General features: G+C 55.8%; 14 protein-coding genes. 8 read left to right on the plus strand and 6 right to left on the minus strand.

Annotated features, from left to right (window positions below; all coding sequences use genetic code 11):
* Nucleotides 1-27: 27 nt before the first annotated feature.
* The 5 genes from pcnB to panD all read left to right on the plus strand — a co-directional run bounded on the left by pcnB (nucleotide 28) and on the right by panD (nucleotide 4,093).
* Entirely contained in the window at nucleotides 28-1,425 is a 1,398-nt protein-coding gene (pcnB, locus tag SPG90_RS15760; protein WP_206514973.1) for a polynucleotide adenylyltransferase PcnB, read from the plus strand.
* On the plus strand, nucleotides 1,422-1,901 hold the full coding sequence (gene folK, locus SPG90_RS15765; RefSeq protein WP_126303557.1) for a 2-amino-4-hydroxy-6-hydroxymethyldihydropteridine diphosphokinase: 480 nt from the start codon (nucleotides 1,422-1,424) through the stop codon (nucleotides 1,899-1,901). The genes pcnB and folK overlap by 4 nt, the downstream gene beginning before the upstream one ends.
* A gap of 123 nt (nucleotides 1,902-2,024) precedes the next feature.
* Nucleotides 2,025-2,816 (plus strand): 3-methyl-2-oxobutanoate hydroxymethyltransferase, encoded by a 792-nt coding sequence (gene panB, locus SPG90_RS15770; protein ID WP_023310432.1) that lies wholly within the window; start codon nucleotides 2,025-2,027, stop codon nucleotides 2,814-2,816.
* 11 nt (nucleotides 2,817-2,827) lie between these two features.
* Nucleotides 2,828-3,679: a pantoate--beta-alanine ligase gene (gene panC, locus SPG90_RS15775; protein WP_126303559.1), complete on the plus strand. Its 852-nt coding sequence runs from the start codon at nucleotides 2,828-2,830 to the stop codon at nucleotides 3,677-3,679.
* A gap of 33 nt (nucleotides 3,680-3,712) precedes the next feature.
* Nucleotides 3,713-4,093 (plus strand): aspartate 1-decarboxylase, encoded by a 381-nt coding sequence (gene panD / locus SPG90_RS15780; RefSeq protein ID WP_006810068.1) that lies wholly within the window; start codon nucleotides 3,713-3,715, stop codon nucleotides 4,091-4,093.
* A 3-nt stretch (nucleotides 4,094-4,096) separates the two neighbouring features.
* Here the strand turns inward: panD and SPG90_RS15785 are convergent, their stop codons facing one another.
* The 4 genes from SPG90_RS15785 to SPG90_RS15800 all read right to left on the minus strand — a co-directional run bounded on the left by SPG90_RS15785 (nucleotide 4,097) and on the right by SPG90_RS15800 (nucleotide 7,645).
* Nucleotides 4,097-5,344 (minus strand): polysaccharide deacetylase family protein, encoded by a 1,248-nt coding sequence (locus tag SPG90_RS15785; protein ID WP_045355167.1) that lies wholly within the window; start codon nucleotides 5,342-5,344, stop codon nucleotides 4,097-4,099.
* Between the two features lie 62 nt (nucleotides 5,345-5,406).
* Nucleotides 5,407-5,847, minus strand: coding sequence for a PTS sugar transporter subunit IIA (locus SPG90_RS15790; protein ID WP_033144654.1), 441 nt, complete (start codon nucleotides 5,845-5,847; stop codon nucleotides 5,407-5,409).
* A 104-nt stretch (nucleotides 5,848-5,951) separates the two neighbouring features.
* Nucleotides 5,952-6,722: an ABC transporter permease gene (locus SPG90_RS15795; protein ID WP_023310428.1), complete on the minus strand. Its 771-nt coding sequence runs from the start codon at nucleotides 6,720-6,722 to the stop codon at nucleotides 5,952-5,954.
* On the minus strand, nucleotides 6,719-7,645 hold the full coding sequence (locus tag SPG90_RS15800) for an ABC transporter ATP-binding protein (RefSeq protein WP_003856300.1): 927 nt from the start codon (nucleotides 7,643-7,645) through the stop codon (nucleotides 6,719-6,721). Before SPG90_RS15800 ends, SPG90_RS15795 begins: the two co-directional genes overlap by 4 nt.
* A gap of 107 nt (nucleotides 7,646-7,752) precedes the next feature.
* Here SPG90_RS15800 and can point away from each other — a divergent pair, with 107 nt between their 5' ends.
* A complete protein-coding gene (gene can / locus SPG90_RS15805) occupies nucleotides 7,753-8,415 on the plus strand; it encodes a carbonate dehydratase (protein ID WP_008501947.1) in 663 nt (220 codons plus the stop codon).
* A gap of 61 nt (nucleotides 8,416-8,476) precedes the next feature.
* Here can and hpt read toward each other — a convergent pair whose 3' ends face one another.
* Nucleotides 8,477-9,013, minus strand: coding sequence for a hypoxanthine phosphoribosyltransferase (gene hpt / locus SPG90_RS15810; protein WP_008501948.1), 537 nt, complete (start codon nucleotides 9,011-9,013; stop codon nucleotides 8,477-8,479).
* A 208-nt stretch (nucleotides 9,014-9,221) separates the two neighbouring features.
* Between hpt and SPG90_RS15815 the strand changes: the two genes are divergently transcribed.
* Nucleotides 9,222-11,612 carry a glucose/quinate/shikimate family membrane-bound PQQ-dependent dehydrogenase gene (locus tag SPG90_RS15815; RefSeq protein ID WP_023310427.1) on the plus strand — a complete coding sequence of 797 codons (2,391 nt, stop codon included), beginning with the start codon at nucleotides 9,222-9,224 and terminating at the stop codon, nucleotides 11,610-11,612.
* Between the two features lie 132 nt (nucleotides 11,613-11,744).
* On the opposite strand, the gene cueO is transcribed toward SPG90_RS15815, so the two are convergent.
* Entirely contained in the window at nucleotides 11,745-13,313 is a 1,569-nt protein-coding gene (cueO, locus tag SPG90_RS15820; protein WP_322408228.1) for a multicopper oxidase CueO, read from the minus strand.
* Nucleotides 13,314-13,458: 145 nt separating this feature from the next.
* Here cueO and SPG90_RS15825 point away from each other — a divergent pair, with 145 nt between their 5' ends.
* Nucleotides 13,459-13,806: a YacC family pilotin-like protein gene (locus SPG90_RS15825; protein ID WP_014882582.1), complete on the plus strand. Its 348-nt coding sequence runs from the start codon at nucleotides 13,459-13,461 to the stop codon at nucleotides 13,804-13,806.
* Nucleotides 13,807-13,827: the final 21 nt, after the last annotated feature.

A 13,827-nucleotide genomic window follows, 5' to 3' on the forward strand; every position in this document is an offset into this window, starting at 1 on the left:
ATAACAAAACACACTACGAGGTGTACCATTTTTACCCGAGTCGCTAATTTTTGCCGTAAAGTGCTAAGCCGCGAAGAGAGCATGGCGAACGATGCTATTGCACAGCCACACATGTCGGTTATTCCGCGTGAGCAGCACACTATTTCCCGCAAAGATATCAGTGAAAATGCCCTCAAGGTGCTCTATCGTCTGAATAAAGCGGGCTACGAGGCCTATCTCGTGGGCGGTGGAGTACGTGATTTACTGCTGGGCAAAAAACCAAAAGATTTCGACGTGACGACCAGCGCCACGCCTGAGCAGGTGCGCAAATTATTCCGCAACTGCCGTCTCGTTGGCCGCCGTTTCCGTCTGGCTCACGTGATGTTTGGGCCGGAAATTATCGAAGTGGCGACCTTCCGCGGCCACCACGAAGCCGGCGCATCCGATCGCACCACGTCACAGCGCGGCCAGAACGGCATGCTGCTGCGTGACAATATCTTCGGCTCTATCGAAGAAGATGCCCAGCGTCGCGACTTCACCATCAACAGCCTTTATTACAGCGTGGCGGATTTCACCGTGCGTGATTACGTCGGCGGCATGCAGGACCTGAAAGAAGGTCTGATCCGTTTGATTGGCACGCCGGAAACGCGCTATCGCGAAGATCCCGTGCGTATGCTGCGCGCCGTGCGTTTCGCCGCCAAGCTCAATATGCGCATCAGCCCGAAAACGGCAGAGCCGATTCCGCGCCTGGCGACGCTGATTAACGACGTGCCGCCTGCTCGCCTGTTTGAAGAGGCGCTGAAGCTGCTGCAGGCCGGCCACGGCTTTGAAACCTACAATCTGCTGCGCGAATACAACCTTTTCCAGCCGCTGTTCCCGACCATTACCCGCTACTTCACCGAAAGCGGTGACAGCCCAATGGAGCGGATGATTGCGCAGGTGCTGAAAAATACCGATACCCGTATTCGCAACGACATGCGCGTCAATCCGGCGTTCCTGTTTGCGGCGATGTTCTGGTATCCGCTGCTCGAAACGGCCCAGCGAATTACCCAGGAGAGCGGGCTTGCCTACTATGATGCCTTCGCGCTGGCCGCAAACGACGTGCTGGACGAAGGGTGCCGTACGCTCGCTATTCCAAAACGCATTACCACGCTGGTGCGCGATATCTGGCAGCTTCAGCTGCGCATGTCCCGTCGTCAGGGCAAACGCGCCTGGAAGCTGATGGAGCATCCAAAATTCCGCGCCGCCTTCGATCTGCTGTCGCTGCGTGCTGAAATTGAACGCAACCAGGAGCTGCAGCGCCTGGCGCAGTGGTGGGCTGAATTCCAGGTTTCCGCACCGCCGGAGCAAAAAGATATGCTAACCGGGCTGGATGAAGAGCCGGAACCGCGTCGCCGCCATCGTCGTCCGCGCAAACGCGCGCCGCGTCGTGAAGGGACAGCATGACCCTCGCGTATATCGCCATCGGCAGCAATTTAGCCTCTCCGCTGGAGCAGGTGAACGCTGCCGTACAGGCGCTGGGGGAGATCCCGCAAAGCAAGATCGTGGCGGTCTCCTCTTTCTACCGTACCCCGCCGCTGGGTCCGCAGGATCAGCCTGATTATCTCAATGCCGCCGTGGTGCTGGAAACCGCTCTGAATGCCGAAACGCTGCTGGATAACACCCAGCGTATCGAACTGCAGCAGGGCCGCGTACGCAAAGCCGAGCGCTGGGGACCGCGCACGCTGGACCTCGACATTATGCTGTTTGGTCACGAGACCATTAGCACTGAACGTCTCACCGTTCCGCATTACGACATGAAAAATCGCGGGTTTATGCTCTGGCCGCTGTTTGAAGTCGCCCCCGATCTCATCTTCCCGGATGGCATCCCACTCAGGACCATTATGGACAACCTCAACGCGGAAAGACCCGCCCGCTGGTGATCCGGTTCCCCTGCCGATTAACCTCAAAATAATTGTGGCTAATCGGTTACCTAAAATCATTGTTCCCCCGAATGTTACTGTTAGAATGCGCAAAGATTCGCTTTTGGGCTATCAGGAAACAGTATGAAACCAACCACCATCTCCTTACTGCAGAAATGCAAACAGGAAAAAAAACGCTTCGCCACCATCACCGCGTATGACTACAGCTTCGCCAAACTCTTTGCCGAAGAGGGTATCAACGTCATGCTGGTCGGAGATTCGTTAGGGATGACGGTACAAGGACATGATTCCACCCTGCCGGTCACGGTTGAGGATATCGCTTACCACACCCGTGCGGTGCGCCGCGGGGCTCCAGCCTGCCTGCTGCTCTCCGATCTGCCGTTTATGGCCTATGCCACGCCGGAGCAGGCATTCGAAAACGCGGCAGCGGTCATGCGTGCTGGCGCTAACATGGTCAAAATTGAAGGCGGCGCCTGGCTGGTGGATACGGTGAAGATGCTCACCGAGCGCGCCGTGCCGGTGTGCGGCCATTTGGGCTTGACGCCGCAGTCCGTCAACATCTTTGGTGGATATAAAGTGCAGGGCCGCGGTGACGCCGCCCAGACGCTGCTGGATGATGCCCTGGCGCTGGAAGCCGCAGGTGCCCAACTGCTGGTGCTGGAGTGCGTGCCGGTTGAGCTGGCGAAGCGCATTACTGAAGCTCTGTCGATTCCGGTGATTGGTATTGGTGCGGGCAACGTGACCGACGGTCAGATTCTGGTGATGCACGACGCCTTTGGCATCACTGGCGGACATATTCCAAAATTTGCCAAAAATTTCCTCACCGAAGCGGGCGACATGCGCGCTGCGGTCAGGCAGTATATTGCCGACGTTGAATCCGGTGTTTACCCGGGTGAAGAACACAGTTTCCATTAAGGAGTCTCGTTGTGCTAATCATTGAAACCCTGCCGCTGCTTCGCCAGCATATCCGCCGCGCGCGTCAGGAAGGTAAACGTATCGCACTGGTCCCGACCATGGGCAACCTGCATGACGGCCATATGAAGCTGGTTGACGAAGCAAGAGCCCGTGCAGATATCGTGGTGGTCAGTATCTTCGTTAACCCAATGCAGTTTGACCGCGCCGACGATCTGGCACGCTATCCGCGTACCCTGCAGGAAGATTGCGAGAAGCTCAAAAAACGCCATGCGGATATCGTCTTCTCACCTGCACCGGCGGATGTTTACCCGCAGGGTACTGAAGAGGCAACCTACGTTGACGTCCCGGGCATTTCCACAATGCTCGAAGGCGCGAGCCGCCCGGGTCATTTCCGCGGCGTTTCCACTATCGTCAGCAAGCTGTTCAACCTTGTGCAGCCGGACGTTGCCTGCTTCGGTGAGAAAGATTTCCAACAGCTGGCGCTGATCCGCAAGATGGTTGCGGATATGGGTTACGATATCGAGATTGTCGGCGTACCGATTGTACGCGCCAAAGACGGTCTGGCGCTCAGCTCGCGAAATGGCTACCTGACCGCCGACCAGCGTAAAATCGCGCCGGGCTTAAGCAAGGCCATGAACACCATGGCAGAACAGCTTCTGGCGAAAGAGTTAACGGCCGAAGAGATTATTGCTCTGGCTGAACAGGCGCTGAACGATAAAGGCTTCCGCGCTGATGATATTCAAATTCGCGATGCCGACACGCTTCTGGAGCTTACACAGACCAGCAAACGTGCGGTCATTCTGGTGGCGGCATGGCTTGGTCAGGCCCGCCTAATCGACAACAAAGTGGTTGAACTGGCGTAGGTTTCTCTACCCGGAAGATGAAAGGTAAACGTAATGATTCGCAAAATGCTGCAAGGTAAGCTTCACCGTGTGAAAGTCACCCAGGCCGACCTGCACTATGAAGGCTCCTGCGCCATCGACCAGGATTTCCTTGATGCTGCGGGCATCCTTGAAAACGAAGCGATTGATATCTGGAACGTTAACAACGGCAAACGTTTCTCAACCTACGCCATCGCCGCCGAGCGCGGGTCTAAAATCATCTCCGTTAACGGCGCGGCAGCGCACTGCGCGGACGTGGGCGATATTGTGATTATCGCCAGCTTCGTGATGATGTCTGATGAAGAAGCACGCCGCTGGCAGCCGAAAGTTGCCTACTTTGAAGGCGACAACGACATGAAACGTACCGCGAAGGCGATTCCGGTTCAGGTTGCTTAAGCACTATCCCTGCGGCTGATTGCTGATCAGCCGCGACATTGTCTCCAGCGAATCCGTTCTTAAGATGTACAGGCGTTTCAGTAAGAACGGATTATCCCCCGGCTTCACCTTCCCTTTCACCGTCGTCACCGCCAGATGAAAACCGGCATCATTCGCCGCCTTTATCGCTTTATTGTCGTAGCCGCCAAACGGATAGGAAAGATAGAGCACGCGTGGATTAAACTGCGCCAGCGCGCGACGCGAGCGTTCAAAATCAAACAAAATCACGTGATAGCTGCGGCTCAGTAAAATCGGGTGTTTATACCCATCCACGCGGTGCAGGAAGTGGGTGTGAGACTGAATATCGAACACATCCTGAATCCCCTTAATCTCCTGCACGCTCATAAACTGCAGCGATTTTGGATCCCACTTCTGCGGATGGCCTTTTATGCGGGAAGAGATAATAAACGCGGTAGCCTTGAAGCCGTACTCTTTCAACACTGGATAGGCATAGCGGCTGACGGATTTCAGGCCATCGTCAAAGGTAATCACCACCGATTTTGCAGGCAGGTTCATTTTGTTACGCACGTACCCTTCAAGCTGGTACATCGTCAGGGTGGTATAACCCTGATCGCGTAGCCAGGCCATCTGGTTGTTGAACGCGCGTACGCTGGTGGTCGTGGACGTATGTCGAAAACGGGTGTTCTCTTCATCACGCAGAATATGATGGTAGGTCAGAACCGGAAGTCCGTTATCTTCCTGCGCGTCCAGGCTGCTGATCCACGCCAGACGATTGCCAATGCGGATCTGGAACCAGGTCTGATTCAGACGGTCCTTCAGTTTATTCAGTATCGGATAGCGCAGATTGGCGCTTAACGTGCCGAAAGGCGCGCTGCCGCTCGACGGCGCGTTATACACCGGCGTGTCTTTCCAGGTAATCAGGTTCTGATTGCTGAGGGGTTTATTGAGATCCCCGAGGCTGTCCTCGACGCGCTGTTTCCCCTGAACCGGCTCCAGGTGTCCCTTGTCGATAAACCCCGTGCCAAAACCAAAGCGAAATTCGTAGTAGTCCGCCGCCGCGGGCACAACGGCCAGGATCTGCCCGGCGCGGACGTTACCGACGTTGATCACGCTGTTCCCCACCTGCGCCCAGATCGCCGCGTCTTCGGTGGTTTGCATGTACTGGGCAGGCAGCGTGTGCTGACTGAGTAAACTGGCTGAGCTGACGCCGGAAATGAGCATCAATAGCAAGAAAAGAATGCGCGGTAGCATGGTGTCTTAATCGGTGCGGAAAACTGCCGCTATTGTAACAAATGAGACATCAATACCAACGTTTAATTCTTATACAAATCGTGGAGCAGGACGAAGGGAGGATTTTTTTGCTGCTGATGCCACAAGCTGCTGACGCCCGGAACGCCCTGCGCCACGATGGCCTGGCGAAACTCTGCGCTGCTTAAGGATCCACGCTGCGGATACATTAACGCCAGCAGGGAGAAGTTAATACCCGAGATCACTTCACAGCACGCGTGCTTATGGCTCAGCAACGCGGCTGCGCGGTAAGGCGCCGCGCCCGATTTATCGGTAAGAAAAATCACGCCATCGCCGGTGTCCGTTTCATGCAGGGCATCGCACATCATGCGGCTCAGCATGTTGGTGCTCAACCCGCGCCAGTAGTTTACCGCCCGGCACTGCACCAGCGGGCCAAATCTGGCTTCAAGCTTATCCAGCATTTCCTGCGCCTGTTCATCGTGGCAGGTGATAACCCATCCCAGCATAACTCCCTCCTTAGCAGGCAAGTAGTTTAGCGGAGTGAAGGTTAGCTTACGGTGATAACTGTCAAAGAAAGTGCCCGGCAAACAGAACGTCGCCGGGCAAAAGATTAGCTGCGCAGCCCGCGTCCGCGCTGGATCAGCGACCAGCAGAGCAGGTAGAAGGCGATGATAAACACCACCAGCACCGCCACCGTGGTAAACAGCGGCACATCGGTGATACCGAGGAAGCCAAAGCGGAACCCGCTGATCATGTAGACAATCGGGTTCAGGTGCGACAGCGCCTGCCAGAACGGTGGCAGCAGCGTCAGGGAGTAGAACACCCCGCCGAGATAGGTCAGCGGCGTCAGCACGAAGGTCGGGATCAGGCTGATGTCGTCAAACGTTTTGGCGAACACGGCGTTCAGCAGACCGGCCAGCGAGAACAGGATCGCCGTCAGGAGCAGCGTGAGCGCGACAAACAGCCACGAGTGTACCTGGAACGGGACAAAGAACAGAGAAATCGCCGTGACCAGGATCCCCACGCACAGCCCGCGCGCTACGCCGCCGCCAACATAGCCCGCGATAATGACGTGCGTCGGCACCGGCGCGACCAGCAGCTCTTCAATATTGCGCTGGAACTTGGCGCTGAAGAATGACGACGCCACGTTGGCATAGGCGTTGGTGATCACCGCCATCATGATCAGGCCCGGCACGATAAACTGCATATAGGTAAAGCCGTGCATTTCACCAATCCGGGAACCAATCAGGTTACCGAAGATGATGAAATAGAGCGTCATCGTGATGACCGGCGGCACCAGGGTTTGCACCCAGATACGCATAAAGCGGTTGATCTCTTTCGCCCAGATACTTTTCAGCGCGACCCAGTAAAGATGCGTCATGCCTTGTCTCCTTGTTTGTCATGTACCAGAGAGACAAACAGCTCTTCCAGTCGGTTCGCTTTGTTACGCATACTTAACACCTGAATCCCCTGCGCGCTCAGCTGTGAGAACACGCTGTTAATCCCCTGCTCGCGCAGCACTTCCACTTCCAGCGTCGAGGTATCCACCAGACGATAGTTGTAGCCTTCAAGTTTTGGCAGCGCGCTTTTCGCCGCCAGATCGAGAATGAAGGTTTCGGATTTCAGCTTGGAGAGCAGATTCTTCATCGAGGTGTTCTCCACCAGCTCGCCGTGCTGAATGATGCCGATGTTGCGGCACAGCATTTCAGCCTCTTCCAGATAGTGGGTGGTCAGAATAATGGTGGTGCCTTTGTCGTTGAGATCTTTCAGGAAGCCCCACATGGAACGACGAAGTTCGATATCGACACCCGCAGTCGGCTCATCGAGGATCAGCAGTTTTGGCTCATGCATCAGCGCACGGGCGATCATCAGGCGGCGCTTCATCCCGCCGGACAACATGCGCGCGCGTTCGTTACGCTTTTCCCACAGATCGAGCTGCTTAAGGTATTTTTCGCTACGCTCGAGGGCCTCTTTACGCTCAACGCCGTAATAGCCCGCCTGGTTAACGACAATTTGCTGCACCGTCTCGAACGGGTTGAAGTTGAACTCCTGCGGAACCAGCCCCAGCTGGCGCTTGGCGTTCACCACATCTTTTTGCAGGTCGTACCCAAAGACGCTCACCCGGCCGGACGTTTTATTGACCAGCGAGCTGATAATCCCAATGGTGGTCGATTTCCCCGCCCCGTTCGGCCCCAGAAGCGCGTAAAAATCACCAGCTTCTACTTTCAGATCTATTCCGCGTAGCGCCTGAACGCCACCCGGATAGGTTTTTTTAAGCTGCTCAAGCTCCAGTGCAATTGCCATGAAATTAACTTACCTTCAGTTCTTACACACGTTGTGTGGTTTCATTAAAAGTCGGGTTACCCTATAGTAGCGCAACGCAATAACTCGGTTACAGGTCGCTAACCTCCATGAACAACATAGATACACTCATCAGCAACAATGCACTATGGTCAAAAATGCTGGTGGAGGAAGACCCCGGATTTTTTGGAAAACTCGCGCAGGCTCAGAACCCACGCTTTCTCTGGATTGGATGTTCCGACAGCCGCGTACCGGCGGAGCGCCTGACCGGCCTTGAACCCGGCGAACTGTTTGTTCACCGCAATGTCGCCAATCTCGTGATTCACACCGATCTCAACTGTCTTTCTGTTGTTCAGTATGCCGTGGACGTTCTGCAAGTCGAGCACATCATCATCTGCGGCCATTATGGCTGCGGCGGCGTGCAGGCGGCGGTTGAAAACACGGAACTGGGGCTCATTGATAACTGGCTACTGCACATCCGCGATATCTGGTTCAAACATAGCTCACTGCTGGGCGAAATGCCGCAGGAACGTCGCATGGATACCCTTTGCGAACTCAACGTGATGGAGCAGGTATATAACCTGGGCCACTCAACGATCATGCAATCAGCGTGGAAACGCGGGCAGAAGGTTTCTATCCACGGCTGGGCGTACGGCATTCACGATGGCCTGCTGCGCAATCTGGAAGTGACCGCCACCAACCGCGAAACGCTGGAGCAGCGTTACCGTTCGGGGATTGCCAACCTTCAGCTTAAGCATGTGAACCATAAATAAAGCCGGGAATGTTCTCCCTCTCCCTGTGGGAGAGGGCCGGGGTGAGGGCATCAGCCTGCAACTACTCGTCCAGCAGTACCACTTTCCCCACATACGGCAGATGACGATAGCGCTGCGCGTAGTCAATGCCGTAACCGACGACGAATTCGTCCGGAATCGAGAAGCCCACGAACTCTACCGGCACCTGCACTTCACGACGGTCAGGTTTATCCAGCAGCGTACAAATCGCCAGAGATTTTGGTTCACGCAGGCTCAGGATCTCGCGCACTTTTGACAGCGTGTTGCCGGAGTCGATGATGTCCTCAACGATCAACACATCTTTACCACGAATATCTTCATCCAGATCTTTCAGGATTTTCACATCACGGGTAGTGGACATGCCGCTGCCGTAGCTGGAGGCGGTCATAAAATCGACCTCATGGGGCACATGCACCTCACGGCACAGGTCTGCCATGAACATGAAAGAGCCGCGCAACAGACCGACCAGCACCATTTCGCTACCGCTGTCCTTGTAATGTTCGGTGATTTGACGACCCAGTTCGGCGATACGCGCTTTGATCTCGGCTTCCGGGATCATCACTTCAACAGTATGTTTCATATTACTAACCAAATGATTTTATTTAAAATCTCTCAATACGGATGAGTTAATATCCAGCACTGATACGCAAGCCAGCCATTATATCAGCAAATGGATAAGCCTGGCGTATGAGTTATAAAAAGCAAATATTGTGATTCCGATCACACTTGTTAATACCTATAATTAGTTGCTAGCAAATTATTAACAAAAACTGACGAGTACACTTTCTATGGCTGAAACAAACTCTAAACAGCCGCGTCTACTGGTGACATTAACAGCCGCATTCGCAGCCTTCTGCGCGCTGTATCTGTTAATCGGTGGCGTCTGGCTGGTCGCCTTAGGCGGCTCCTGGTACTACCCGATTGCGGGTCTGGTTATGGTTGCCGTAACCGTCCTGCTGTTGCGTAGAAAACAATCTGCACTGTGGCTGTATGCCGCCCTCCTTCTTGCCACCATGATCTGGGGCGTCTGGGAAGTCGGTTTTGACTTCTGGGCACTGACGCCGCGCAGCGACATCCTGGTCTTCTTCGGTATCTGGCTGATCCTGCCGTTCGTCTGGCGTCGCCTGATTGTGCCTTCCAGCGGTGCGGTAGCGGGCCTGGTTGTTGCCCTGCTTATTACCGGCGGCATTCTGACCTGGGCAGGCTTTAATGACCCGCAGGAGATCAACGGTACGCTGAACGCGGAATCCACGCCTGCGGCAGCTATCTCCCAGGTCGCTGACGGCGACTGGCCTGCGTATGGTCGTAATCAGGAAGGTCAACGCTACTCTCCGCTGAAGCAGATCAACGCGGACAACGTTAAAAACCTGAAAGAAGCCTGGGTATTCCGTACCGGCGATGTGAAGATGCCGAACGATCCGGGCGAGCTGACCAACGAAGTGACGCCGATTAAAGTCGGCAACATGCTCTACCTGTGTACGGCGCACCAGCGTCTGTTCGCGCTCGACGCGGCCACCGGTAAAGAGAAATGGCACTTCGATCCGCAGCTGAACTCCAACCCGTCCTTCCAGCACGTCACCTGCCGTGGCGTCTCTTACCACGAAGCGCGTGCCGATAATGCGAGCCCGGAAGTCATTGCTGACTGTCCTCGCCGCATTATGCTGCCGGTGAACGATGGCCGTCTGTTCGCCATCAATGCCGAAACGGGCAAGCTGTGCGAAACCTTTGCCAACAAAGGTATCCTGAACCTGCAGACCAACATGCCGGACACCACGCCGGGTCTGTATGAGCCCACCTCGCCGCCAATCATCACCGATAAAACCATCGTGATTGCCGGTTCGGTAACGGATAACTTCTCCACGCGTGAAACCTCCGGTGTTATCCGTGGTTTCGACGTGAACACCGGTAAACTGCTGTGGGCCTTCGACCCGGGCGCGAAAGATCCCAACGCGATCCCGTCGGACGAGCACACCTTTACCTTTAACTCGCCAAACTCCTGGGCACCAGCGGCGTATGACGCGAAGCTGGACCTGGTCTACCTGCCGATGGGTGTTACTACGCCAGATATCTGGGGCGGTAACCGCACGCCGGAGCAGGAACGTTATGCCAGCGCTATCGTGGCATTGAACGCGACCACCGGTAAGCTGGCCTGGAGCTATCAGACCGTTCACCACGATCTGTGGGATATGGATATGCCGTCCCAGCCGACGCTGGCGGACATTACCGTTAACGGCAAAACCGTACCGGTGATTTACGCTCCGGCGAAAACCGGCAACATCTTCGTACTGGATCGCAGCAACGGCAAGCTGGTTGTGCCGGCACCGGAAAAACCGGTTCCGCAGGGTGCGGCGAAAGGTGATTACGTCAGCAAAACCCAGCCGTTCTCCGATCTGAGCTTCCGTCCGAAGAAAGACCTCAGCGGGGCAGACATGTGGGGCGCCACGATGTTTGACCAGCTGGTGTGCCGCGTGATGTTCCATCAGCTGCGCTATGAAGGCATCTTCACGCCGCCTTCTGAGCAGGGCACGCTGGTCTTCCCGGGTAACCTGGGGATGTTCGAGTGGGGCGGGATCTCCGTTGACCCTAACCGTCAGGTCGCTATTGCTAACCCAATGGCGCTACCGTTCGTTTCCCGTCTGATCCCACGTGGTCCGGGCAACCCAATGGAGCAGCCGAAAGACGCGAAAGGCAGCGGTACCGAAGCCGGCATTCAGCCGCAGTACGGCGTGCCGTTTGGCGTAACGCTGAACCCGTTCCTGTCTCCGTTTGGTCTGCCGTGTAAACAGCCTGCCTGGGGTTATATCTCCGGCCTGGATCTGAAAACCAACCAGATCGTGTGGAAAAAACGTATTGGTACGCCTCAGGACAGCATGCCGTTCCCGATGCCTGTTCCGGTGCCGTTCAATATGGGTATGCCAATGCTGGGTGGCCCAATTTCCACCGCCGGTAACGTGCTGTTCATCGCGGCAACCGCAGATAACTACCTTCGCGCGTACAATATGACCAACGGTGAAAAACTGTGGCAGGGCCGTCTGCCAGCGGGTGGACAGGCCACGCCGATGACCTATGAAGTGAATGGCAAGCAGTACGTTGTCATCTCTGCCGGCGGTCACGGTTCGTTTGGCACCAAGATGGGCGACTATATCGTCGCGTATGCGTTGCCTGACGAAGGCAAATAAAAGCAAAACGGCAACTTCGGTTGCCGTTTTTGTGTTTGTTCCCTCTCCCTGTGGGAGAGGGTCAGGGTGAGGGCATCAGGCCGCACCTGCGAAATCCAGGCAGGGTAAGGCGAAGCCGCCACCCGGCTTTTTTTATACGGTAAAGCCGAGCATCATCCCCGTATCTTCATGCTCCAGCAGGTGGCAGTGCGCCATATAGGCAAACTCCTTCGGCGCCTCGTGGTCAAACTTCACCAGCACCTCGCTGACGCCGCCTTCCACTCTCACCGTATCTTTCCAGCCCGCGCGATGCGCATCCGGCGTTTTACCGTTCTCTGTGAGAATGCGGAACTGTGTGCCGTGGATATGGAACGGATGCAGCATCATGTCTCCTTCGCCTGAAATCACCCAGCGCTCAAGCTGACCTTTTGTCGCAGCAAACATCGGCGTATTCATGTCGAACGCTTTACCGTTGATCATGTTGGCGTTGTGGAAATCAAAGCCATGGTCGCCGTGATTCATATTCCCCATGCCGCCCATTTTGCCGTGCTCCATATTCATATGGCCCATCATCTGGCCGTGGTGCATCCCCGCCATCGCCTTATCACCATATTTCGCCATCAGCGCCTGCATGCCCATCATATCAAGCATCGGGTTCATGGAGAGCTGCAGCTTACGCTGCGTAAGCCCCTCCAGCGACGGGAGGGCTGGCAGGGTGGTTAACGTATCAGGCAGCGTGCCGGAAGCGGCCACCAGCAGCGGCTGAATACGCAGCACCGGATGCGGCTTATCAAACGGTGCGACCGCCATCCCCATCTGGCTCACCGGCAGCGTCACGAGGTCAAACTGCTTGCCGTCGCTGATATCCACCAGCACCTCAAAGCGTTCGCCCATGAGCATCGGCAGCTCGCTCACCTTCACCGGCTCCGGCAGCAGGCCGCCGTCGCTGGCTACTACATACAGCGGGCGTTTATCGCTGGCGGCGAAATTCAGCGAGCGCGCGTTACAGCCGTTGAGCAGGCGCAGGCGCAGCCAGCCTTTCGGCGCGGCGTGCTGAGGGTAAATGGCGCCGTTGGTCAGCAGCGTGTCGCCAAACCAGCCTACCGCCGCGCTCATCACGTCCAGCTGATAGTCAATTTGCCCGTCAGCGTTGAATTTCTTGTCCTGCACAATCACCGGTACGTCGTCGATGCCCCACTGTTTCGGCAGGCGCAGCAGGCGGCTTTCGTCGTCTTCAATCAGCACCAGTCCCGCCAACCCCATCGCCACCTGATGGCCCGTTTTGCCATGCTGATGCGGATGGAACCAGCAGGTCGCCGCGCGCTGATCGGGCGTAAAGGTGACGCTGCGCGTACCACCCGCTTTGATGATGCCCTGCGGCCCGCCGTCCACCTCGCCCGGCACTTCCAGCCCGTGCCAGTGCAGCGTCGTCTCTTCGGCGAGCGTGTTGTGGATATCCACCGTCACCGTTTTCCCTTTACGTAGCTGAAGCGCCGGACCGAGCAAATTGCCGTTATAGCCCCACGTCGTGGCGTGGTGCTCGCCGAACGTCGTTTTACCGGCCTGAACCACAAGCTGGATACGGCTGCGGGCGTCAGCGGTCAGTAAGTCAGGAATGGGTAAGGCAGGCCTGTCAGCTGCAAAAACCGCGCGGCTCCAGAGAGGCAATGCGCTGGCAGCACCCAGCGCCACGGAATATTTTAAAAAATCACGACGTTGCATGTTCATTTCCTTATTTCCAGCAGGCGATCTTTTGAGCATAAACCCTCCCCTTACCGGAAGGTCAAGTAAAGCGGCAATAATAAAGATCGTCGCACTGGCATCAAGTATGCTAACGTTAATTTTCCGTGAAGAAGTGGTAGAAGCAATGAAGACGTTTTTCAGGACAATTTTGTTCGGTAGCCTGATGGCAATGTGTGCGAACAGCTATGCGCTAAGTGAAAATGAAGCGGAAGATATGGCCGATTTAACGGCGGTTTTTGTATTCCTGAAAAATGATTGTGGCTACCAGAATTTACCCAACGGGCAAATTCGCCGCGCGCTGGTCTTTTTTGCCCAGCAGAACCAGTGGGATCTCAGCAACTACGACAGCTTCGACATGAAGGCGCTCGGCGAAGACAGCTACCGTGACCTAAGCGGTATTGGTATTCCCACTGCCAAAAAATGCAAAGCGCTGGCTCGCGACTCACTCAGCCTGCTCGCCTACGTCAAATAACCTTCCCGACGCCCCCTGTTG

This window comes from Enterobacter sp. D2 (assembly GCF_034427575.1).
Classification (GTDB): domain Bacteria; phylum Pseudomonadota; class Gammaproteobacteria; order Enterobacterales; family Enterobacteriaceae; genus Enterobacter; species Enterobacter cloacae_M.